The organism is Streptomyces sp. NPDC008313 (assembly GCF_042956125.1).
Taxonomy (GTDB): domain Bacteria; phylum Actinomycetota; class Actinomycetes; order Streptomycetales; family Streptomycetaceae; genus Streptomyces.
Map to the genome: position 1 here is coordinate 1 of NZ_JBIBFR010000047.1, position 24616 is coordinate 24616.

Consider the following 24616-nt stretch of genomic DNA (forward strand, 5'->3'; position numbering starts at 1 on the left):
CCAACACCTTCCTCGACGCACTCGCCACCCACCGCCACACCACCGGACTCCCCGCCACCTCCCTCGCCTGGGGACTATGGGCCGCCGCCACCGGACTCGGTGGTGAGCTGTCGCAGGCGGACGCGGAGACGCGGATGGCGCGGCAGGGCCTGCCCGCCTTGCCTGTCGACGAAGCCCTCGCCCTCCTCGACAGCGCCCTGACCACCCACACCGACCAGCCCGTCCAGATCCCCCTCCGCATCGACCGTCCCGCGCTCACCGCGCGAGGCGGGGATCTGCCGCCGCTGTTGCGTGACGCGGCGGGCGCGGTCGCCCGCCGGGCCGCGCGGTCCGTCGTCACGGACGGCAACGCGCTCTCCCAGCGCCTCGCCGGGCTCGACGACGCCCAGCGCGACCGGCTTCTGCTCGATCTGGTGCGCCGCCACGTGGCCTCGGTCCTCGGGCACTCCGACATCGAGGCGGTGGGCGCCGACCGGGCCTTCAAGGATCTCGGCTTCGACTCGCTCGCCGCGGTGGAACTGCGCAACGCCCTCGGTGCGGAGGCCGGGGTGCGGCTGCCGGCGACGCTGGTGTTCGACTATCCGACGGCCCGGTCCGCCGCCGAGTACCTCAGGGGCAGACTGGCCCCCGTCGCCGACGCCGCCCCGGTGCCGGCCGCCGAGGCCGCGCCGGTCAGCACCGACGAGCCCATCGCCATCGTCGGCATCAGCTGCCGGTTCCCCGGTGGACTGCGGTCCGCCGAGGACATGTGGCGCATGGTCGCCGACGGCCGCGACGTCGTCTCCGACTTCCCCTCCGACCGCGGCTGGTCCGTCGACTCCCTCTACGACCCCGAACCGGGGGTGCCGGGCCGGACGTACGCGCGGCAGGGCGGCTTCCTCCACGACGCGACCGAGTTCGACCCGGAGTTCTTCGGCATCATGCCCCGTGAGGCGATGGCGATGGACCCGCAGCAGCGCCTGCTGCTCCAGGGCGCCTGGGAGGCCTTCGAACGGGCGGGCATCGACCCCGAGTCCGTACGGGGCAGCCGTACGGGTGTCTACGCGGGCGTGATGTACCACGACTACCGGAGCCGGCTTCCGCAGGTTCCGGAGGACCTGACGGGCTACATCGGCAACGGCAGCGCGGCCAGCATCGCCTCCGGGCGGGTCGCCTACACCCTGGGCCTCGAAGGGCCGGCCGTCACCGTGGACACGGCGTGTTCGTCCTCGCTGGTCGCCCTCCACATGGCCTGCCAGGCCCTGCGCCAGGGCGAGATCACCCTGGCCCTGGCCGGAGGTGTCACCGTCATGGCGACACCCGAGCTGTTCATCGACTTCAGCCAGCAGCGCGGGCTCTCCGCCGACGGCCGGTGCAAGGCGTTCGCCGGTGCGGCCGACGGTACCGGCTGGTCCGAGGGGGTGGGCCTGCTGCTGGTGGAGCGGCTGTCCGACGCCCGCCGCAACGGCCACCCGGTGCTCGCGGTGATCCGCGGCAGTGCCATCAACCAGGACGGGGCGAGCAACGGCCTGACCGCGCCCAACGGCCCGTCCCAGCAGCGGGTCATCCGCCAGGCCCTGGAGGCCTCGGGGCTCACCGCCTCCGACGTCGACCTGATCGAGGGCCACGGCACCGGTACGCGACTGGGCGACCCGATCGAGGCACAGGCGCTGCTGGCGACCTACGGCCAGGAGCGGACGGCGGACGCACCGGTCTGGCTCGGATCGGTCAAGTCGAACATGGGACACGCGCAGGCCGCGGCCGGTGTCAGCGGCGTCATCAAGGCCGTGATGGCGCTGCGCCACGAGGAGATGCCGCGCACCCTGCACGTCGACGAGCCGTCACCGCAGGTCGACTGGGCGGAGGGCAACGTACGGCTGCTGACGGAAGCCCGTCCCTGGCCGCGCGCCGGGCAGCCCCGGCGGGCCGGTGTCTCCTCGTTCGGACTCAGCGGCACCAACGCCCACATGATCATCGAGGAGGCGCCCGCCGAGGAGCCGGAGCCGACGGCACCGCGGCCGGACGGGGCGCGACCGCTGCCCGCCGTGCCGCTCGCCGTCTCCGCGAAGAGCGAGGCGAGTCTGCGGCAGCAGGCGCGGCAGCTGGTCTCCTGGTTCGAGGCGGACCCGGAACGGGACCTCCTGGACGCAGGTCTCTCGCTGGCGACGACCCGTGCCGCGCTCGCCCACCGTGCCGTCGTCGTCGCGGGCGACCGGGACAGCGCCCTCCAGGGCCTCGCCGCGCTCGCGGCCGGAGAGGAGCACGCCGGCGTCCTCACGGGTGTCACGGCGCCCGGCGGCCAGGTCGCCTTCCTGTTCTCCGGGCAGGGCGCCCAGCGTCCTGGCATGGGCCGTGAACTGTACGAGACCTTCCCGGTGTTCGCCGACGCCCTCGACGCCGTCTGCACGCGACTCGACCCGCTCCTCGCCCCGTACCTCACCCCGCCTCCCGGCGGGCGGCAGGACCGGCGGCCCGAGCGGCCGCACCGGTACGGCTCGCTGCGCGACGTGATGTTCGCGGCGCACGGCACGGACGGCGCACCGGCCGACGCGGGTGACGCCCCCCTCCTCGACCGGACCGTCTTCACCCAGAGCGCCCTGTTCGCCTTCGAGGTGGCGCTGTACCGGCTCCTGGAGTCGTGGGGCGTCGTCCCGGACGTCCTCATGGGCCACTCCGTCGGTGAACTCGCCGCGGCCCACGTCTCGGGTGTGCTGTCCCTGCCCGACGCCTGCGCGCTCGTCGCCGCCCGCGGGCGGCTGATGCAGGCGCTCCCCGCCGGGGGCGCGATGACGGCCGTACAGGCCACCGAGGAGGAGGTGCTGCCGCTTCTGGACGAGCGGGTCGGCATCGCCGCGCTCAACGGGCCGGCCTCCCTCGTCGTCTCCGGCGACGAGGACGTGGTCGACGCCCTCGCCGGGCACTTCGCGGCCCTGGGCCGCAAGACCAGCCGGCTGCGTGTCTCGCACGCGTTCCACTCGCCGCTCATGGAGCCGATGCTGGAGGAGTTCCGGCAGGTAGCCGCCGAGGTGGTCTACGGCACCCCGGCGATCCGGATCGTCTCCAACGTCACCGGACGCGAGGCCCGGCCGGAGGAGCTGGCCGACCCCGGCCACTGGGTCCGGCACGTGCGGCAGGCGGTGCGGTTCGCCGACGGTGTACGGCAGTTGGAGGACGACGGGGTGACCCGCTTCGTCGAGCTGGGTCCCGACGGCGTCCTCAGCGCCCTCGCCGCGGGCTGCGTCGAGGGAACGGGCCACGCTGTGGTGCCCACGCTGCGCAAGGGCCGCCCCGAGCCGGAGACCCTGCTCGCCGCTCTGGCCCGGCTGCACGTCCACGGGGCGGGCCCCGGCTGGGCGGCGCTGTTCGCCGGGCGGGGCGCGCGGCGGGTGGACCTGCCGACGTACCCGTTCGAGAAGCGCAGGTACTGGCTGGACGCGACGCCTGCACCCGCCGCCGGGGCCGCCGGTATCGGACAGCGGCCCGGCGAGCATCCCCTGCTCAGCGCCGTCGTCGTCTCCCCGGAGTCGGGGGGTGTGGTGCTGACCGGCAGGCTCGCCATGGACACCCAGCGCTGGCTCGCCGACCACAACGTCCTCGGCACGCTGCTGCTGCCCGGCACCGGCTTCGTCGAACTGGCGCTGCGGGCGGGCGAGGAGGTCGGCTGCGACGTCGTCGAGGAGCTGACCATCGAGGCGATCATGCCGCTGACGGCCACCGGCGGAACCGCCGTCCAGGTCCTCGTCGGAGCCGCCGATCCCGCGGGCCGCCGCTCCCTCGCCGTGTACTCACGGGCGGAGAGCGCCCCCGATCACGTGGCGTGGACCCGCCACGTCTCCGGATTCCTCGCCTCGTCCGCCGGCACGAGCGACGGCACGGGCGGCGGCACGGCCCCGACGCCCGCGCCCCTCGGTGTCGGCGCCGGGGCCTGGCCGCCCGCCGGAGCGGAGGCCGTGGACATCAGCGACGTCTACGACTACCTGACCAGCCAGGGCTACTACTACGGTCCGACGTTCCGCGGCCTGAAGGCCGTCTGGCGGCACGCCGACGACGTCTACGCCGAGGTCGCCCTGCCCGACGAGGCCCGTGAGGAGGCCAGCGGCTACCGGGTGCACCCGGCCCTGCTGGACGCGGCACTCAGCGCCACCGACTTCCTCGGCGGCTACCGGCCCCAGGACGTCGGCGCCTCCCACCTGCCGTTCGCCTGGACGGGAGTCTCCCTGCACGCCGGGGGAGCGGCCCGGATGCGCGTCAAGCTCAACTCGATCGGCCCGGACGCCGTACGGCTCGAACTCGCCGACAGCACCGGCCTGCCCGTGGCGACCGTGGAATCCCTCGTGGTCCGCGCCGTCACCCCGGACCGGGTCGCCGCAGCTGCCGCCGCCTCGACCGGCGCCGAGCAGCGCGAGTCGCTCTACCGCACCGGCTGGATCCCCCTGCCGCTCGGCACGGCGGGAGGCACCGGCACGGTCGACTGGGCCGTCGTCGCGGGCACCCCCGCCGAGGCCGGACTGCCCGACGACGCGCCGGTCCACAGCGGCCTGGCCGCCCTCGCCGCCGCCGTGGACGCCGGGACACCCGCACCCGAACTGGTGCTGTACCCCTGCCCCCGGCCCGAGCGGGACACCCCGGCCGCCGTCCGCGCGGTACTGGACGACGTCCTCCAGGTGCTGCGCGCCTGGACGTCCGACGACCGGTTCGCCGGCTCCCGGCTGATGGTCGTGACGCGCGGCGCCGTGGCCGTCGGCGACGCCACCGGCACCGACGAGGACGTGGACGTCAGCCAGGCACCCGTGTGGGGCCTGGTGCGCAGCGCCCAGCAGGAGAACCCCGGCCGGATCCTGCTGACCGACCTCGGCGAGGACAGCCGCGTCACCCCGCCGCTCGCCGCACTCGGCGAGCCCGAGATCGCCGTGCGCGGCAGCGACGTACGGGTGCCCCGGCTCACCGGGATACCCGTGGACGACGTCGTACGGACGGCCCCCTGGGACCCGGCGGGGACCGTGCTGATCACCGGTGGCACCAGCGGGCTCGGCGCCCTGATCGCCCGGCGCCTGGTGACCGAGCACGGTGTGCGCCACCTGCTGCTCACCAGCCGGCGCGGTGCGGACGCCCCCGGCGCGCGGGAACTCGTCAAAGAACTCGCCGCGCTGGGCGCAGACGCGGTCGTCGCCGCCTGTGACGCCGCCGACGGGCCCGCCCTGGCGGACCGCCTCGCCGGCATCCCGCAGGACCGTCCGCTGCGGGGAGTCGTCCACGCGGCGGGCGTCATGGACAACGCCCTGGTGGGCGCCCTGACCCCGGCGCAGATGGAGGCCGTACTGCGACCCAAGGTCGACGCGGCGTGGAACCTGCACGAACTGACCCGCGAACTCGACCTGACGGCGTTCGTCCTGCTGTCCTCGTGCGCCGGACTCCTCGTCGGTGTCGGACAGGGCAACTACGGGGCGGCCAACCGCTTCGTCGACGCCCTCGCCCTGCACCGCCGGGCGGCCGGACTGCCCGCCACCTCCCTGGCGTTCGGGCTGTGGACCGCGCGCACCGGGCTCGGCGGGGGAGTCACCGAGGCCGACCTGCACCGCATGGAACGCCTGGGCATGCCCGCCCTGTCCACCGAGGAGGGACTGGCACTCTTCGACGAGGCCGTCGCCCTCGACGAGCCGGTCCTCGTCCCCATCCGCCTGGAGACCGGCGCGCTCGCGGCGGCGGCCCCCGAGGAACTGTCGCCGCTCTTCCGTGAACTGGTGCGGACCGCTCTGCGGGCCGCGGACCGGCCCACGCCCACCCGCGCCCCGCAGACCGCGGCCCCGGCGGCGGGCACCCCGGCCGCCCAGGGCGCGGGCACGCTGGAGGAACGGCTCGCCGTCCTCGGCAGCCGGGAACGCGAGCGGACCCTGCTCGACCTGGTTCGCACCCACGTGGCCGCCGTACGTCACGACGAACCGCAGGCGATAGACGTCACCAAGGGATTCACCGAACTGGGCCTGGACTCCCTCGCCGCGATCGAACTCCGCAACCGGCTCCAGACCGCCACGGGACTGCGGCTCCCGGCGACCCTGATGTTCGACTACCCGAACCCGGCGACGCTCGCCGAGTTCCTGCTCACCGAACTGCAGCCCGGCCTCCCCGACGCCGACACCGGCGAGCAGAGCGGCGTCAGCGGCGAACGGGACGAGGCGGCCATCCGCGACGCCCTGCGGACCATCCCCGTCGACAGCCTCCGTGAGGCGGGCCTGCTCGACGGACTGCTCGCACTCGCCGCGTCCGCGGGGACACCGTCCACGCCCGGCGGCCCCGCCGCCGGCGACTCCACCGGCGGCCCCACCGAGGGCGACCGGAGCGACGCGATCAAGGGCATGGCGATCGAGGACCTGGTACGCGCCGCCCTGTCGACCGACGACCCCCACTGAACGGGCCCGGGGTCCCGCCGAAGCACCGCCGACGGCCTCGCCAAGCCGCCGTACCCACTGATCGAGAGGCTTACCTTCACCGTGGACGCATCCGTTGAGCAGATCGTCGAGGCGCTCAGAAAGTCCATGCTGGACAACGAACGCCTGCGACAGCAGAACAGCAGACTCGCCGCCGCGGCCACCGAGCCGATCGCGATCGTGGGCATGGCCTGCCGCTACCCGGGCGGGGTGGCGTCCCCGGACGACCTGTGGAAGCTGGTCGCGGACGGAGTCGACGCGGTTTCGCCGTTCCCGGCCGACCGCGGCTGGGACATCGACGGCGTCTACGACCCGGAGCCGGGCACACCCGGCCGCAGCGTCTCCCGAGAAGGCGGATTCCTCCACGAAGCCGCCGACTTCGACCCGGCCTTCTTCGGCATCGCCCCGAACGAGACGCTCGGCATGGACCCCCAGCAGCGGCTGCTCCTGGAGGCGTCCTGGGAGGCCGTCGAGCGCGCCGGCATCGACCCGCAGTCGCTCAAGGGCAGCCGCACCGGGGTCTTCGCCGGCGTGATGTACCACGACTACGGGTTCGGAACGAGCGACGGCAGCCTCGTCACCGGCCGCGTCGCCTACACCCTCGGCCTCGAAGGCCCGGCGGTGACGGTGGACACGGCGTGCTCGTCGTCCCTGGTCGCCCTGCACCTCGCCGTCCAGGCGCTCCGCTCCGGCGAGTGCTCTTTGGCCCTGGCCGGCGGAGTGACGGTGATGACCAACCCGGACATGTTCGTCTACTTCAGCACCCAGCGCGGCCTCGCCGCCGACGGCCGCTGCAAGTCCTTCTCCGAGGCCGCCGACGGCGTCGGCTGCTCGGAGGGCGTGGGCATGCTCCTGGTGGAGCGGCTGTCCGACGCCCGCCGCAACGGCCACCCCGTCCTCGCCGTGGTACGCGGCAGCGCCACCAACCAGGACGGCGCCTCCAGCGGCCTCACCACCCCCAACGGCCCTTCCCAGCAGCGGGTCATCCGGCAGGCGCTGGCGAACGCCCAGCTCTCCGCCGACCAGGTCGACGCTGTCGAGGCGCACGGTACGGGGACGACGCTGGGTGACCCGATCGAAGCACAGGCGCTGCTGGCCACGTACGGCAGGGAACGCGCGCAGGACCGGCCGCTGTGGCTGGGCTCCATCAAGTCGAACATGGGCCACACCCAGGCCGCCGCCGGAGTCGCGGGCATCATCAAGATGGTCATGGCGATGCGCCACGGCACACTCCCCAAGTCCCTCTACGCCGAGACCCCTTCGTCCAAGGTGGACTGGGACACGGGCGCCGTCGAGCTGCTGACCGACAACCTGAAGTGGCCCGCCCCGGAGGGCGACCGGCCCCGGCGGGCCGGGGTCTCCTCCTTCGGGCTCAGCGGTACGAACGCCCACGTGATCGTGGAGGAGGCGCCGGCCGGGGCGGAGGCTCCGTCTGCGGAGTCCGTGTCCCCGGCGGTGGGATCGTCGGTGGTCCCGTGGGTCGTGTCGGCGCGGGCCGCGGAGGCGGTGGCGGCACAGGCGGAACGACTGGCGGCCTGGGTCGCCGAGCGTCCGGGGCTTTCGGTGACGGATGTCGGCTTCTCATGTGCGACGACGCGGTCGGCGCTGGAGCACCGGGCCGTGGTCGTGGGCCAGGACCGGGACGAGTTGCTGGCGGGGCTGGAGGCGATCGCGCAGGGGCATGGCGGCAGCGCTGCCGCCACGGCCGACCGGGCTCGTCCGGGTGGTCTGACGGCGGTGTTGTTCACGGGTCAGGGGAGTCAGCGGCTGGGGATGGGGCGGGAGTTGTATGCCGCGTTCCCGACGTTCGCTGCTGCCTTTGATGCTGTGTGTGGCGAGTTGGATCCGTTGCTGGGGCGGTCGTTGCGTGAGGTGGTGTGGGGTGAGGATGCCGGGCTGTTGAACCGGACTGTCTTCGCTCAGGCCGCTTTGTTTGCGGTGGAGACGGCGTTGTTCCGGTTGGTGGAGTCGTGGGGTGTGCGGCCGGACTTTGTGGCTGGGCATTCGATCGGTGAGCTGGTCGCGGCGCATGTTGCTGGTGTGTGGTCGTTGAAGGATGCGGCTGTGCTGGTGGCGGCGCGGGGCCGGTTGATGCAGGCGTTGCCGGAGGGCGGGGCGATGCTCGCCGTCCAGGCGACCGAAGAGGACATCACACCGCTGCTGAACGCTGAAGTAGGTCTCGCGGCCGTCAACGGGTTCTCGTCCGTGGTGGTTTCCGGCACTACGGGTGCTGTGGGCGTCGTCGAGGAGCATTTCGCGGGGCTGGGGCGGAAGGCGACCCGGCTGCGGGTGTCGCACGCTTTCCACTCCCCGCTGATGGAGCCGATGCTGGCCGAGTTCCGTGCGGTCGCCGACTCGCTCACGTATGCCGATCCGTCGATCCCGGTCGTCTCGAACCTCACCGGTGCCGTGGCGTCCGCCGAGGATTTGCGTGACCCGGGCTACTGGGTGCGCCATGTCCGTGAGGCCGTGCGGTTCGCCGACGGCGTGCGGGAGTTGAGGGCGCAGGGCGTCACCCGCTTCGTCGAGTGTGGCCCGGACGCGGTGCTGACCGCGCTCGCGCAGCAGACCGCCGAGGGTGACGGGCTCAGCTTCTCCTCGGTGCTGCGCAAGGACCGTCCTGAGGACACCACGGCGGTCACCGCACTCGCGCAGGTCTTCGCGTCGGGCGGTGAGGTCGACTGGGCGGCGTTCTACGCGGGCCGGGGTGCCCAGCGCGTCGACCTGCCCACCTACGCCTTCCAGCGCCGCCGCTACTGGGTCGACGCGCACTCCGGTGTCGACACGGGGCTGTCCGCCGTCGGCCAGGAGGACGTGGAGCACCCGCTGCTGGGAGCCGAGGTCGCCCTCGCCGACACCGACGGGGTCGTCCTCACCGGCAGGCTGGCCCTCGACACGCAGCGGTGGATCGCGGACCACGACGTCCTGGGCAGTCTGCTCCTTCCCGGCACCGGGTTCGTGGAGCTGGCGGTCCGGGCGGGTGACCAGGTCGGCTGCGGTCTGCTGGAGGAACTGACCCTCCAGGCCCCGCTGATCCTTCCGGAGCGGGGCGGGCGCAGGATTCAGGTCTCGGTGGGCGCCTCGGACGCGACCGGCCGCCGACGGGTCCACATCTACTCGCGTGACCAGGACGCCCCGGCCGAGGAACCGTGGACGCTGCACGGGGTCGGCGTGCTGGCGGACGACACCGCGGTGCCGTCCTTCGACTTCGCGCAGTGGCCGCCGCCGGGCGCGACTCCCGTCGACGTCGACGGGGCGTACGACCTGCTGTTCCGGCAGGGGTACGGGTACGGTCCGTCGTTCCAGGGGCTCAGGGCGGCCTGGCGGCGCGGCGACGACGTGTTCGCCGAGGTGGCCCTGCCCGAGGACGAGCACGCCGAGGCCCAGCGCTTCGGACTGCACCCGGCGCTGCTCGACTCGGCCATGCACGCGCTCAGCCTCGGCGAGACGGGCGACGAGCAGACCCTCCTGCCGTTCTCCTGGGGAGGTGTCTCGCTGCACGCCGCGGGCGCCACCACCCTGCGTGTGGCCCTGTCACGGGAGACCGCCACCACGGTGTCGATGGAGCTGGCCGACCCGGCCGGACACCCGGTGGCCTCGGTGCGGTCCCTGGCCTTCCGGCCCGTGTCGGCCGACCAGCTCACGGCCTCCGGGAGCGCGGCGGACCGGTCGCTGTTCCGCGTCGAGTGGAACCCGGTCGCCGTCGGTACGGAGGCGGCAGCGCCGGTGGCCTCGTGGGACGAGGCCACCGACGCCGGTACCGTCCCCGCCGTGGTGGTCCACGACTGCCCGGCGAGCGGGACGGGCGTCCTGGACGGAGCGCACGCGACCACCCGCGCCGTGCTGCGGGTGGTGCAGGAGTGGCTGGCCGACGAGCGCTTCGCCGAGTCCCGGCTCGCCGTGGTCACCCGGAGGGCGGTCGGCGTACGCGAAGGCGAGGTCGCCGATCTCGTCCAGGCGCCGGTGTGGGGTCTGGTGCGGGCGGCGCAGGCCGAACATCCCGGCCGCTTCGTCCTCGTCGACACGGACGGGGAGGACACGTCGCGGAAGGTGCTGCCCGCCGTACTGGCCTCGGGGGAGACCGAGGTGGCGATCCGCGGGGGCGACGCCCTCGTACCCAGGCTGGCCAAGGTACCCACCACGGCCGCTCCGACGCCCGCGCCGAAGCCGGACCCGGAGGGCACGGTGCTCATCACCGGCGGGACCGGCGGTCTCGGCGCCCTGCTCGCCCGGCACCTGGTCGCCGAGCACGGTGTACGGCACCTGCTGCTGGCCGGCCGTCGCGGCCCCGACGCCCCCGGTGCCGCCGAACTCGTCGCGGAACTCGCCCGGATGGGCGCCCGGGCCACCGCGGTCGCCTGTGACGTCTCCCGGCGCGACGCGCTGGAGGACCTGCTCGCGGCGGTCCCCGAGGCGCACCCGCTGACCGGCGTCGTGCACGTGGCCGGTGTGGTCCACAACGGCCTGGTCGCCACCTGGCCCATGGAATGGATCGACGAGGGCTTCGGCCCGAAGGCGGACGCCGCCTGGCATCTGCACGAGCTGACCCGGACCATGGACCTGTCGATGTTCGTTTTCTACTCCTCGGCCGGCGGAATGGTCCTCGCACAGGGCCAGGCCGGTTACGCGGCGGCGAACGTGTTCCTCGACGCGCTGGCCGAACGCCGCCGGTCCGAGGGACTGCCCGCGACGTCCCTCGTGTGGGGCGCGTGGGGGATCGACTCGGGCATGAGCCGGGAACTCAGCGAGGCCGACCTCGAACGTATGAGGCGCCAGGGACTGCCCGCCTTCACCGCCGACGAGGGACTGGGCCTCTTCGACGCCGCCATGCGGACCGGTGAGACCGTGGTCGTCCCCCTGCGCGTCGACACCGCCGCACTGCGCGCACGGGTCGGGGAGACACCGGCGCTGCTGCGCCAACTCGTCGGCGGGCCGGCGCGCAGGACCGCGCGGGCCGAGTCCGGCGGCGCTTCCGCCGCCACCGCGGTGGACCTGCTGACGGGGCTGCCCGCGGCCGAGCGCGACCGGAAGATGCTGGAGATGGTGCGCGCCCAGGCCGCCGAGGTCCTGGGGCACAGCGACTTCCAGGCCATCGACCCCGACCGGGGCTTCCTCGACATCGGGTTCGACTCGCTCAGCGCCCTGGAACTGCGCAACCGGATGGTCACGCTGGCCGGACGCAACCTGCCGCCCATGCTGGTCTTCGACCACCCGTCCGCCACCGTCCTGGCCGCCTACCTGTGCGAGCTGCTCTTCGAGACCGAGGCGCCCATGGTGGACGAGGACCTGGCGGACGCCTCCGCCGACGAACTCTTCGACATCCTCGACAGTGAACTCGAGATCTTCAAGTGACCGACGGCCGGGACCCGGATCCCCGGGCCCAAGTGGCCGGATTTTAGGGGTGGGTAGGGGATCTCGCCCTCCTCGGCGTGACCGCATACTGCGCACAGAGCCGGATCCACATACCGAGAGGAAAAACTCATGACCGTGGTGAGCGAGGGCGCGGACAGCACGGATGTCGATCCGCCGCTCTTTCCGCTGGAACGCAAGTGTCCTTTCCAGCCGCCGGCGGAATACTCCGAACTCCGGGCGACAAAGCCCGTGTTCAAGGTGAAGCTCGCGGTCTCCGGAAAGGAGATGTGGGTCGTCTCCCGGCAGGAGCACATCCGGCAGATCCTGACCGAGCCGAAGATGAGCTCGAACTTCAAGAACCCGGGTTATCCCCTTCAGGTTCCGGTCCCGGAAGAAGCCCTCCAGGCCATGGAACTGCCGCTCGTGGCGATGGACCCCCCGATGCACGCCCAGCACCGCCGCGCGATCATTCCCGAGCTCACGGTCAAGCGCATGCAGGCGCTGCGCCCCCGTATCCAGCAGGTCGTGGACGAGCACATCACGGCGATGCTGGAGAAGGGCGGGCCGGTCGACCTGCTCACCGAGCTGGCCATTCCGGTGCCGTCCCTCATTCTCTGCGAACTCCTGGGCGTTCCGGCCGAGGACATCTCCCACTTCCGGGACTTCGCCGAGCGCACCGTCCGCAACGATGTCACCCCCCAGGACATCGCCATGGCGATGCAGGAGATGGACATCTACCTCGACAAGCTGGTGACGTCGAAGGAGAAGGAGCCCACCGACGACCTGCTCGGGCGGGTCGTCACCAAGAACCGCGAGGACGGCACCCTCGCCCACCGGGAGATCGTGGCTCTCGCCAGGATGCTCATCTCCGGCGGCTTCGACACCCTCACCAACATGATCGTCCTCGGCGTCGGGGTGCTCCTGGAGCACCCGGAGCAGCTGGAGCGGATCAAGCAGGACCCGTCGCTGACCAAGAACGCGATCGAGGAGCTGCTGCGGTACCTGAGCATCGCCGACTCCGCGACGGCCCGGGTCGCCACCGAGGACATCGAGATCGAGGGCGTCCTCATCCGCAAGGGCGAGGGCATCATCGCCCTCAACGGTTCGGCGAACCGCGACGAGCGTGCCTTCGAGAACCCCGACACCCTCGACATATTCCGCGAGATCGGCCTGCACTCGGCATTCGGCCACGGCATCCACCAGTGCCCCGGAGCCAGTCTCGTCCGGGTCGAGCTGGAGATCGTCTACAACACCATTTTCGCGCGTATTCCCACGCTGCGCCTCGCGGTGCCGGCCGAGGAGCTGCCCTTCAAGACGCACACCCTGATCCAGGGGCTCGACGCGCTTCCCGTCACCTGGTAGCAGCAGCACGGGCAGTACCTGGAGGTGCCCTACTGGCCCCAGCCGTCCTGTGCCACACCTGTCCGCCGACGCGCCGGTCCTCCGGTGCGTCGGCGTTGGCGTCCCGGCGCCGGGACGAGCGATACCGGGGGAGAAGAACCGTACGGCCGGCGTCCGGACGATTCCGGTGACCGGAGACGACTGTGGAACGAGAAAGAGGGAGGGAAGGCCGGTGCGCATACTGGTCGACCGTGAACGCTGCATCGGCTCGGGCACCTGTGTCCTCACGCTGCCCGACGTGTTCACCCAGGACGACGAGGACGGCCGTGTCGTCCTGGCGAACGACGCGCCGGACGCGGCTGCCTTGGCGTCCGTCAAGCAGGCGGTCCTCACCTGCCCCGTGTCGGCGATCTCCGTCGAGGACGGCGACGGCCGCTGACCCGGCGCCCGGGGCCCCGCCCCGGGCACGCCCCGGCTCACCGGGCACGCCCGGCCACCGCGGGCATACGACGGGCCCCGCTCCTCGAACTCGGAGCGGGGCCCGTCGTATGTTCCCGCGGCGATCACGCCGCGGGACAGGAGGACAGCGGGACCGTCACGTCAGTGTGGCCAGCCATTCCTCGATGATCCGGGCGGTGTCCGCCGCCTTCTCCTCCAGGATGCTGAAGTGGTTCGCGTCCACGGTCCGCACGGCGTGCGACGGGTCCCAGGGCTTGGCCTGCCAGTCGGTATCGGCGGCCGCCGGGTCCTCGTCGGCACCGGCCGAGAAGATCTCGGTGCACTGGATGAACAGCACGGGCGCGTCGATCGGCTCCGTCACCATCTTCGGCACCAGCTCCACGTAACGGCCCATCGTGGACAGCCGGTAGCTGTCGAACCGGCCCAGCGTCGACTCCTTCGCCAGCATGCTCAGCACCATGCCCTCGTCCAGGTCGTTCCTGCCGCTGTCCGCCCGGTAACTGTCGAGCAGGACCACGGCGGCCGGTGGCACCTTCAACTCCTTCTTCAGCCGCTGAGCCGTGACATGGGCGAGGAGACCTCCCGCGGAGTAGCCGACGACGACGAACGGCTTCCCCTCGGCGGCCAGCAGCACGCTCTCCGCCAGCGCCTCGACGGCAGCGTCCGCGGACGCCGGCAGGCTCTCCTCGGAGCCGAACCCCGACACCGGCACGGCCGAGACCTGACGTACACCACGGAAGTACGAGGCCAGCCGAGCCTGTTGGTAGACGCCGCCGGTTGCCATCGGGGTGCTCACGCAGATCAGCCGGGGATCGTCCGGGCCGTCGGCCAGCTTCACCGGTGGTGGCACATGGCCGAGTTCAGCGACCGAGGAGAAGCTGGGACGTACGTTGGCGACCGCCGCCAGCAGGTCGAAGGCCTTGGTCATCGGTCCGGACACGACGGCCCTGCGGAACAGCGCGCTCAGGGTGTCCGAAGCGGCGTCCTCGTCGGCTCCCTTCGAGCCGACCGCCGTGCCGGCGGCCGCGTCGCCTGCGGCGCCGGTCAGAGAGGCGCTGAACTCGGCTTGCACCAGCCGGGCGAGGGCGGCCGGATTCTTGTTGTCGAACACGACCATGGCGGGCAGACGCAGGCCCGTCGCCGCGTTGAGGCTGTTGCGCAGCTCCATGGCGCTGAGCGAGTCGAACCCGGCCTCCAGGAAGTCCCGCTCGGGGTCCACCGCGTCCGCACTGCCGTGTCCCAGCAGCGAGGCCGAGTACTCCAGAACCAGATCCGTCAGCACCCGGGTCCGCTCGGCCTCGTCCAGCCCGGCCAGGCGCGGACGCAGCGTGTCCGACGGCGCCCCACCGCCCGCGGCACGGCGTCGTACCGGGGCCATGCCTTGGAGGAGGGCGGGGGGCGGGGTGGTCTGGGTGCGTAGGGCTGCGGTGTCGATGCGGAGGGGGATCTGGACGGGTTGGCCGGTGTGGGTGGTCAGGGCGGCGTCGAGGAGGGCGAGGGCTTCGTCGACGGGCAGGGCGGGCAGACCCTGGCGGGCCATCCGGGTCTCGGCGTCCGTCTGGGCCTGGTTCATTCCGGTGGCGGCGGCCCATAGTCCCCAGGCGAGGGAGGTGGCGGGGAGTCCGGTGGTGTGGCGGTGGGTGGCGAGTGCGTCGAGGAAGGTGTTGGCGGCGGCGTAGTTGGCCTGTCCTGCGGCGAGGACGAGTCCCCCGGCGGAGGAGAACAGGACGAACGCGGCGAGATTCAGGCCGGTGGTGAGTTCGTGCAGGTGCCAGGCCGCGTCCGCCTTCGGGGCGAGGACGGAGTCCATGCGGGTGGTGTCGAGGTCCTGGACGAGAGCGTTGTCCATGACACCGGCCGCGTGAATGACCGCGGTCAGCGGGTGAGCGGCCGGGATCTGGGTGAGGAGGGTGGCGAGGGCGTCGCGGTCGGCGGCGTCACAGGCGGCGACCGTCACCTCGGCGCCGAGGGCGGTGAGTTCGGTGGTGAGGTCGTCGACGCCGGGGGCGTCGGGGCCACGGCGGCTGGTCAGCAGCAGATGCCGGACGCCGTGCCGGGACGCGAGGTGCTTGGCGACGAGGGCACCGAGACCGCCGGTGCCACCGGTGATCAGGACCGTGCCGTCCGCATCCCAGCCCGCGGTCGTTCGGGGCTCGTCCGGCGTGGCCTTCGGCATCCGGGCCAGCCGGGGTACGTACACGCGGCCGTCACGGATCGCGGACTCCGCCTCACCGGAAGCGGCCACCGCGGACAGGATGCTACCCAAAGAGTCCACGTCGCTGTCGGTGTCGGTGTCGGTGACGAGGAAGCGGCCGGGGTTCTCCGCCTGCGCCGCCCGGACCACACCCCACACCGGGGCGAGCGTCACATCCACGTCGGTGTCGTCGGCAGAGACGTGAACCGCATGGCGGGTCACGATCAACAGGCGTGAGGCGGCTGTCCTGGGGTCGGCCAGCCACTCCTGCACCACGGCCAGAACTCGTCCGGCCACCGCGTGCGTGCGCTCCAGCACCCCGCCGTCGGACTCGGGCACCCGCCAGACGACCACCGGCGGCACCTCATCCTCTCCGCCCGCGAGGTCGTCCCACACCGGCAGCACCCCGCCGGACGAGGTGGGCGCCTCGACACTCACGGGGGTCCAGCCGATCCGCCACAACGACCGGTCCACCGCACCACCAGCCGACTCCAACTGTCCCACCGACACCGGCCGCCCGACCACCGACCCCACGGAAAGGACCGGCTGGCCGGCACTGTCAGCGACGTTCACGGTGACGCTGTTCTCCGCAGCGGGCGTGATGTGGACGCGGAGTCGGGTGGCGCCGGTGGCGTGGAGGGAGACCTGGTTCCAGACGAACGGCAGGACGGGCTCACCGTCACGTTCGCCGCTCTCGTCGACCAGAGCCGCGTGCATCGCCGCGTCCAGCAGAGCCGGATGCAACCCGAACCGCGCCGCCTCCGCATGAGACTCCTCCGGCAGAGCGACCTCCGCGAACAGATCGTCACCCCGCCGCCAGGCGGCCTTCAAACCCTGGAACACCGGCCCGTACGCGTACCCCTGCCGCAGCAGCACCTCATACGCCTGACCCACCTCCACCGGCACCGCACCCGCAGGCGGCCACACCGCGAACTCCCCCGCCGGCACGACCCCACCCGCACGGCTCACCACACCCTGCGCATGCAGAAGCCAGCCGGTACCGTCCTCCCCACCCGCCGTCTCCACCCGCGAGTGCACCGAGACCGCACGCGCCCCACCGTCGTCCGCAGCCCCCACCGCAACCTGCATCTGCACCGCACCACGCCCCGGCAGAACCAAAGGCGCCTGAAGGGTGAGTTCGTCGAGACGGGGGCAGCCGGTCCGGTCACCTGCATGGAGCGCGAGCTCGACGAAGCCGGTTCCGGGAAAGACGATGGTGTCGCCGATCCGATGGTCGTCGAGCCACGGCTGGGTGTCCGTGGACAGCCGGCCGGTGAGCAGAACCCCGTCGGTGTCGGCGAGCGTGACGGTGGCACCGAGCAGCGGATGCTCGGTGGCGTCGAGTCCGGCGGACGTGACGTCGGCGGTACCGGCTTGCGCGTCGATCCAGTAGCGCTCGCGCTGGAAGGCGTACGTGGGCAGGTCGACGCGCTGGGCACCCCGGCCCGCGTAGAACGCCGGCCAGTCGACATCGCCGCCCGAGGCGAAGACCTGCGCGAGTGCGGTGACGGCGGTGGTGTCCTCGGCACGGACCTTGCGCAGCAGCGCGGAGAAGGTGCAGTCGTCGCCCTCCACGGACTGCTGGGCGAGCGCGGTCAGCACGGCATCGGGGCCGCACTCGACGAAGCGGGTGACGCCCTGGGCGCGAAGGGCCTGCACGCCGTCGGCGAACCGTACGGCCTCACGGACATGGCGCACCCAGTAGCCCGGGGCGCGCAGCTCCTCGGCGGACGCAACGGCACCGGTCAGGTTCGAGACGACCGGGATCGACGGATCGGCATACGTGAGCGAGTCGGCGACCGCACGGAACTCGGCCAGCATCGGCTCCATCAACGGAGAATGGAACGCATGGGACACCCGAAGCCGGGTCGTCTTCCGCCCCAGCCCCGCGAAGTGCTCCTCAATGACGCCCACAGCTGCTGCCGTGCCCGACACGACCACGGACGACGGCCCGTTGACCGCCGCGAGACCCACCTCGTCATCCAGGAGCGACAGAACCTCGTCCTCCGTCGCCTGGACGGCGAGCATCGCCCCGCCCTCCGGCAACGCCTGCATCAACCGGCCCCGCGCCGCCACCAAAGCAGCCGCGTCCTTCAACGACCACACACCAGCCACATGCGCCGCGACCAGCTCACCGATCGAATGCCCGGCCACAAAGTCCGGCCGCACACCCCACGACTCCACCAACCGGAACAACGCCGTCTCCACCGCAAACAACCCCGCCTGGGCATAAACGGTCCGGTTCAGCAGCTCAGCGTCCTCGCCCCACACCACCTCCCGCAACGACCGCCCCAGCAACGGATCCAACTCGCCACACACCGCATCGAACGCGGCAGCGAAGACAGGGAACGCGGCATACAACTCCCGCCCCATCCCCAGCCGCTGACTCCCCTGCCCGGTGAACAGCACCGCGGTACGGCCACCCGGACGAGCCCGGCCCACCAACGCCCCGCCACGACCCTCCGCGACAGCCGCCAGCCCCGCCAACAGCTCATCGCGGCCCCGCCCGACAACCACGGCCCGGTGCTCCAGCGCCGACCGCGTCGTCACACACGAGAAACCGACATCCGTCACCGAAAGACCCGGACGCTCCGCGACCCACCCAGCCAGCCGTTCCGCCTGCGCCGCCACCGCCTCCACAGCCCGCGCCGACACCACCACCGGCACCACCGACGACCCGACCGCCGGGGACACGGACTCGGCAGACGGAGCCTCCGCCCCCTCCGGCGCCTCCTCCACGATCACGTGCGCGTTCGTACCGCTGATGCCGAAGGAGGAGACCGCGGCGCGTCGTGGTCGGCCGTCCTCTGATGTGGGCCAGTCGCGCGCTTCGGTCAGCAGCTCCACCGCGCCCGCGCTCCAGTCCACTTTGGACGAAGGCGCGTCGGCATAGAGGGACTTGGGGAGTACCCCGTGCCGCATGGCGAGGACCATCTTCATGATGCCCGCGACGCCGGCCGCCGCCTGCGTATGGCCCATGTTCGACTTGATGGAGCCCAGCCACAGCGGCTGTCCCTCGCCCCGTTCCTGGCCGTAGGTGTCCAGCAGTGCCTGCGCCTCGATCGGGTCACCCAGCGTCGTCCCCGTACCGTGCGCCTCGACCGCGTCGACATCCGCTGCCGACAAGCCCGCCCCGGCGAGGGCCTGACGGATGACCCGTTGTTGCGACGGCCCGTTGGGAGCGGTCAGGCCGTTGCTCGCGCCGTCCTGGTTGATGGCGCTGCCGCGGACGACGGCGAGGACGGGGTGGCCGTTGCGACGCGCGTCGGACAGCCGCTCCACCAGGAGTATGCCCGCGCCCTCGGCCCAGCCGACGCCGTCGGCGGCCTCGGAGAAGGACTTGCAGCGGCCGTCGGCGGCGAGGCCGCGCTGCCTGCTGAACTCCACGAACACCTCGGGCGTGGCCATCACCGCGACGCCGCCCGCCAGGGCGAGCGAGCATTCGCCGGACCGGAGGGCCTGGGCCGCCAGGTGCAGGGCGACCAGGGACGACGAACACGCCGTGTCCACCGTCACCGAGGGGCCTTCAAGGCCGAGGGTGTAGGAGATGCGTCCCGAAGTGATCGAGCCGGAGGCGCTGTTGTACGGGTAGTCGTGGTACATCATTCCGGCGAAGACGCCGGTCCGGCTGCCCTTGAGCGTCTGGGGATCGATGCCGGCGCGTTCCAGCGCCTCCCAGGCGGTCTCCAGCAGGAGCCGCTGCTGCGGGTCCATGATCGGCGCCTCGTTCGGGCTGATCCCGAAGAAGCCGGCGTCGAACTCGACGGCGTCGTGCAGGAATCCGCCCTCCCGCGCGTACGTCTTTCCGGCACGGCCGGGCTCCGGATCGTAGACGCCGTCGACGTCCCAGCCGCGGTCGGCCGGGAAATCGGACACCGCGTCCACCCCGTCCGACACCAGCCGCCACAGGTCCTCCGGCGACACCACACCACCCGGGTATCGGCATGCCATTCCCACGATCGCGATCGGCTCACGCTGGGCAGCCGACATCTTGCGGTTCTGGCCCCGCAGTCGCTCGGCTTCCTTGAGGGACACACGGAGTGCCTCGACAAGCCGCTGATCGGAATTGGCCATCTCGGATTTCCCGCTTCCCGTGTCAGATAGTGGATGTCAGGTGATGAGCTCGGCGGTGGGCCTGATGCCGGGCCCGGCGGTGGAAGGCAAGCAGCGGAACCCGAATAGGAGTTCACGCGGAAATACTCGTCGGTGCGTCCTGCGGAATGGCGATTTCCGGTCCCGGGGGACCGTCCACGGAAATCCGGGGTCGGGCGCCTTCCGTGAGTCGCTGACGTAGTGGGCGTGGCGCGCGCGGAAAGCGCGACAATGCCCAGTCCACGGTAGGTCAGCGACGTACGGTCGGAACCCCTAAGCAGTCCCCGCGACCTAAGTCGCCACCCCCTAAGTACCGGGAGGGCGCGCGAATAGGGGGACGCGGCCCGCCTTCTCACGACGCGGGGACGGTACAAAGTCTTCGAGTCGGCTCGCGTCACTCGACCGAGGTGGACGGACCGTTTCCCGTGTCCCTTCGGTGCCTCGTCCCGGTGCCCTGCCGGTGTTTCTTCGGCAACAGCCGCCGATCGCGAGCCTGGTAGCGGCCCCGCGCCAGGGGTTCTGCCACTCGTGGCCCCGCCGAGGGGCCTCCTGAGCCATGTCAGTCATGTGACACATCTTCAGAACGTCGGGAGGGCCCCATGGGCCGGGTAGAAGGCAAGGTCGTCGTCATCACCGGTGCGGCACGCGGGCAGGGGCGCAGCCACGCCGTGCGCCTGGCCGAGGAAGGCGCCGACATCATCGCGATCGATCTCGGCGAGGACATCGACGTCGTCGGGTACCCGCTCGGGACGGCCGAGGAGCTCGCCGAGACCGCGCGTCTGGTGGAGAAGACGGGCCGCCGGGTGGTCACCAGGCTGGCCGACACCAGGGACCGCGCCGCGCTGCGCAAGGCCGTCGACGAGGGTGTCGCCGAGCTGGGCCGGCTGGATGTCGTCGTCGCGAACGCCGCGATCGGCCCGGTCGGAGCCGACCGTCCGCTCAGCGCGTTCGCCGAGGCCGTCGACGTGAACCTGAGCGGCACCCTCAACACCGTGCACGCGGCGCTGCCGCACCTGAAGGAGGGCGCCTCGATCATCCTGATCGGCTCGGCCGCCGCCTACTTCGCCTCGTACGGCGCCGACCCGGGCGGCATGGGCCCCGGCGGCATCGGATACGCCTTCACCAAGCAGATGCTGGGCCACTACGTGAACTGGTTCGCGCCGTTCCTCGCGCCGCGCGGCCTGCGCATCAACGTCGTGCACCCGACCAACGTCAACACGCCGATGCTGCACAACGAGGCCATGTACAAGGTGTTCCGGCCCGACCTCGAGCACCCCGTCCAGGAGGACGCGGAGCCCGGTTTCGCCATGGTGCAGGCCATGTCCATCCCGTACGTGGAGCCCATCGACGTCTCCCACGCGGTCACCTACCTGGCGTCCGACGAGTCGCGGTACGTCACCGGCACCCAGATGCGGGTGGACGGCGGCGCGGTGGTCCAGAACGGCAAGTGACACGTGCTTTCGCGGGTCCACCGAAGGAGGTAATCGGATGACGCACGCCGTGCCGGAGACGGCAGCAGCGCCCACATCCGCCGAAGAGCTGTCGGCGCGGTTCCGGGAGGCGATGGCCTCGTACCCGAGCGGCGTGACCATCGTGACCACCACCGACGAGCAGGGCGAGTGGCGGGGTTTCACCGCCACGTCGTTCTGCTCGCTGTCCGTGGCGCCGCCGCTGGTGCTCGTGTGCCTGGCGCGCACGGCCCAGTGCCATGCCGCGTTCCAGAACGCCGGATCGTGGGTCGTGCAGGTCGTGCCCGCGCGGCGCGCGGACCTGGCGCTGCGGTTCGCGACGCGGGGGGCGGACAAGTTCGGACAGGGTGACTTCAAGGCCAACGCGGAGGGCCACCCCGTTCTGCAGGGTGCCTCGGCCGTGCTGGAGTGCGAGGCGTACGTCCGTCACGACGTCGCCGACCACACGATCCTCGTCGGGCGGGTCCGGGACGTACAGCTCCGTGACGACGCTCCGGCGGTCTACTTCCACCGCGGCTTCAGGGCGCTGGCCGGCTGACGCCCCACGCCCCTGGCGAACGGCCTCCGAGGCGGTACGGCCCCTCCCCACCCGGGAGGGGCCGTACCGCCTTTCCGTTCCCGGTCCTCCCCGCCGGTCGCCCCTCCTGGCCGCCGCTCCTCACGCCCGGCTCGGCGCCCGCCTCCAGCGACACCCGGTACCGTCCGTGGCCTGCCGGCCTGCCTGCCCTGCTTGTCTGCCTGTCTGCCGCCCGGCGGCGCGACGACAGGACGGTGGGGTGTGCGTCCGACGCACACCCCACCGTCCTGTCCCGGCCGGGTGGCCGGGGCTCCGCGTCAGTGCGAGGCCGCCACGGGCTCGGCCTCCGTGCCCTTCGCCCCCGTCACCGGGTCGTGCGGCCGCAGCTTGGGCATCAGGAGGGCGAACAGGCCCGACAGGGCGAACGCGGCCACCGTGACCCACAGGGCACGGGTGACGGCCGTGTTCAGCGTGCCGAAGGTCGGGTGGTCACCGGCCGTGTTGAAGAAGATGACACCGGCGACGGCGACTCCGAGGGAGTACCCGACCTGCTGGAACGTGGTGAACGTGCCCGACGCGGCGCCGGCGTCGGTCGGCGGCACGGTCCGCAGGGCCTCGTCCAGCAGCGGCACGATCAGCAGGACCATGCCTGCGCCGGAGGTGCCGAGGGCGAGTGCCAGGTCCCAGCCGGTCAGGCCCGTACCCTGGTCGTGGATGGTCCAGATCGCCCAGACGAACGCGGCGGCCTGGATGAGACCGCCCGCGAAGATGACGTGCTTGCCGAACTTCTTCGCCAGCGGGGCGCCCGCCGGGGTGATGACCATGGAGCCGACGGTCATGGCGAAAATCGTCAGGCCGGTCGCCAGCGGGGTGAAGTCGAGGGCGATCTGCAGGTAGTAGCCGAGCGCGATCATGTAGCTGCCGTTGGCCATCCAGAACAGGATCTGCACGACCAGCCCGCTGCGGAAGCCGTGGTTGGCGAACAGCTGCATGGGCAGCAGGGACGAGCCGTCGCGGCGCATCTTGGCACGCTGCTGCAGGACGAAGACGACGGTGACGACCGGGGCGGCCGCCAGCATCCCCCAGATCCACGGCGCCCAGTCGGCGAGCCGGCCGTCGATGAGCGGGAACTCCACCAGGAAGACCGCGCCGGCGGCGAGGATCACACCCAGGATGTCCAGCTTGAGCGGGTGATCGGAGCGGCTGTTGGGCACGAAGAAGCTCGCCGCGGCCAGCAGGAGCACGCACACGGGCACGTTGACCAGGAAGATGCTGCGCCAGGCGAGACCGAAGATGTCGGCGGTGACCATCCAGCCGCCCACGATCAGGCCGACCACCGAGCCGAGGGCGCTGATGGCACCGATGAGGCCGTAGATCTTGCCCCGCTCGGCGGGCTCGTACATCACCTGGACCGAGGACAGCACCTGGGGCACCATCACACCCGCGAAGGCGCCCTGCACGACGCGGGCGACGACGAGGAGTTCGCCGCTGTCGACCGCCGAAGCCCAGGCCGAGGCGAGGCCGAAGCCCGCGACGCCGACCAGGAACATGGTGCGCCGGCCGAAGATGTCGCCCATCCGTCCGCCGGTGATCAGCAGAACGGCGAAGGCCAGCAGATAGCCGGCCATGATCCACTCGAGGGCGGCGTCGGTGGTGTCCAGGTCCTTCTGGATGGCGGGCAGCGCCACATTGGTGATCGTGGTGTCGACCAGGTCCATGAACTGGGCGGTGATCAGAACGGTAATCGCGATCGTCCGTTTCTTCATCACGGACTCTCCTTACTCATGACGTAAGCGCTCGGGTTCCGGCCCGGCGCGTCACCAACTGATGAGGGGTCACCGCCGCCGAAGGGGCCCCGAGGTGACGCGCACACAGGCGCGGTACGGCCACGGGCGGGCGGTGGATGCGGCAGGGGTGCCGTGCGGCGCTGCTCGGGGCCCCGGACAGGTCCAGGGAGGGTCAGCGAGCCGCGAGTTCGGCGAGGTCGAGGACGCCGGTCGACAGTCCGGCGGTGAGCACGGGGCCCTGGGCGGCGGCGACCTGCTCGGCCGGCGGACCGTCGAGCCGCATCGTGTGGGAGATGAGGGTGCCGCCGCCGTCGAGGGGGGTGAGCCGGCAGATGGACTGCGCTATGAGGTCACCGCCGGGACGCGTCTCCATGGTGAAGCTCTCGCCCTTGTCGACGGAGACCAGGGTGAACGGGACCGGCGGCCGGCCCTCGTTGGTGACGGTGCCCGTGGTGCCCTCGGCGAAGGGCCCTTCGCGGTCCACGACGACCAGGTCCGGGTTCCAGGCGGGCCAGGTGGCCGGGTCCTCGTAGCAGCTCCACACGGCCTCGGGGGAGGCGGTGGTCTCGGCTGTCTGCGTGGTCTCCCACATGACACGACTCCTGTCATTTGTTCCATACGTACTTACGCTTAAGACAAATGTACAGATGGCTGCTCGCGGTGACAACCGGGATGCGTGAACCCGCTCCCAACTCCCGCGACGGAAACGGAAGAAGGCGGGTCCCGGCACCCGGTAGGGGTGTCGGGACCCGCCTGGCGCGGGGGGGGGGGGGCCCCCGGGGGGGGGGCCCCCCCCCCCGCCGGGGGGGGGGGGGGGGGGGGGGGGGGGGGGGGGGGGGGGGGGCGGGGGGGGCCCCGGGGGGGGGGGGGGGGGGGGGGGCGGTGGGGGGGGGGGGGGCGGGCCCCCCCCGGCTCGGGCGCCGGTGCGGGCGCCGGTTCACGGGCCGGTGTCTACGAGACGCTGCGCAGCGCGTCCGCGGGCCGCATCCGTGAGGCGCGCC

The 24616-nt window shown here is 72.1% G+C and carries 8 protein-coding genes and 1 pseudogene; 6 read left to right on the forward strand and 3 right to left on the reverse strand.

What is annotated here, in order from left to right; translation table 11 throughout:
• The 4 genes from ACFY93_RS34095 to ACFY93_RS34110 all read left to right on the forward strand — a co-directional run.
• On the forward strand, window positions 1-6386 hold a 6386-nt coding region (locus ACFY93_RS34095; protein WP_391365808.1), incomplete at its 5' end, for an SDR family NAD(P)-dependent oxidoreductase.
• Between the two features lie 81 nt (window positions 6387-6467).
• Entirely contained in the window at window positions 6468-11756 is a 5289-nt protein-coding gene (locus ACFY93_RS34100; RefSeq protein ID WP_391365809.1) for an SDR family NAD(P)-dependent oxidoreductase, read from the forward strand.
• Between the two features lie 129 nt (window positions 11757-11885).
• The gene (locus tag ACFY93_RS34105; protein ID WP_391365810.1) at window positions 11886-13118 is read left to right on the forward strand and encodes a cytochrome P450; all 1233 of its coding nucleotides are present in this window, start codon (window positions 11886-11888) and stop codon (window positions 13116-13118) included.
• Between the two features lie 211 nt (window positions 13119-13329).
• The gene (locus tag ACFY93_RS34110) at window positions 13330-13536 is read left to right on the forward strand and encodes a 4Fe-4S domain-containing protein (RefSeq protein WP_391365811.1); all 207 of its coding nucleotides are present in this window, start codon (window positions 13330-13332) and stop codon (window positions 13534-13536) included.
• 156 nt (window positions 13537-13692) lie between these two features.
• Here ACFY93_RS34110 and ACFY93_RS34115 read toward each other — a convergent pair.
• Window positions 13693-19803: pseudogene (locus ACFY93_RS34115) on the reverse strand (type I polyketide synthase); the annotation flags it as partial.
• Between the two features lie 638 nt (window positions 19804-20441).
• Between ACFY93_RS34115 and ACFY93_RS34120 the strand changes: the two are divergent.
• Together ACFY93_RS34120 and ACFY93_RS34125 are read left to right on the forward strand one after the other, a co-directional pair.
• Window positions 20442-21293: a mycofactocin-coupled SDR family oxidoreductase gene (locus ACFY93_RS34120; protein ID WP_391365812.1), complete on the forward strand. Its 852-nt coding sequence runs from the start codon at window positions 20442-20444 to the stop codon at window positions 21291-21293.
• A 37-nt stretch (window positions 21294-21330) separates the two neighbouring features.
• Window positions 21331-21849, forward strand: coding sequence for a flavin reductase (locus ACFY93_RS34125; RefSeq protein WP_391365813.1), 519 nt, complete (start codon window positions 21331-21333; stop codon window positions 21847-21849).
• A gap of 296 nt (window positions 21850-22145) precedes the next feature.
• On the opposite strand, the gene ACFY93_RS34130 is transcribed toward ACFY93_RS34125, so the two are convergent.
• Window positions 22146-23594 (reverse strand): MFS transporter, encoded by a 1449-nt coding sequence (locus ACFY93_RS34130; protein ID WP_391365814.1) that lies wholly within the window; start codon window positions 23592-23594, stop codon window positions 22146-22148.
• A gap of 193 nt (window positions 23595-23787) precedes the next feature.
• Entirely contained in the window at window positions 23788-24207 is a 420-nt protein-coding gene (locus ACFY93_RS34135) for an SRPBCC family protein (RefSeq protein WP_391365815.1), read from the reverse strand.
• Between the last annotated feature and the right edge of the window lie 409 nt (window positions 24208-24616).

Bases quoted from the DNA above. Each gene is read 5' to 3' on its own strand.
- ACFY93_RS34135 (WP_391365815.1), bottom strand. From the start codon at position 24,207: ATGTGGGAGACCACGCAGACAGCCGAGACCACCGCCTCCCCCGAGGCC.
- ACFY93_RS34105 (WP_391365810.1), top strand. From the start codon at position 11,886: ATGACCGTGGTGAGCGAGGGCGCGGACAGCACGGATGTCGATCCGCCG.
- ACFY93_RS34125 (WP_391365813.1), top strand. From the start codon at position 21,331: ATGACGCACGCCGTGCCGGAGACGGCAGCAGCGCCCACATCCGCCGAA.
- ACFY93_RS34120 (WP_391365812.1), top strand. From the start codon at position 20,442: ATGGGCCGGGTAGAAGGCAAGGTCGTCGTCATCACCGGTGCGGCACGC.
- ACFY93_RS34130 (WP_391365814.1), bottom strand. From the start codon at position 23,594: ATGAAGAAACGGACGATCGCGATTACCGTTCTGATCACCGCCCAGTTC.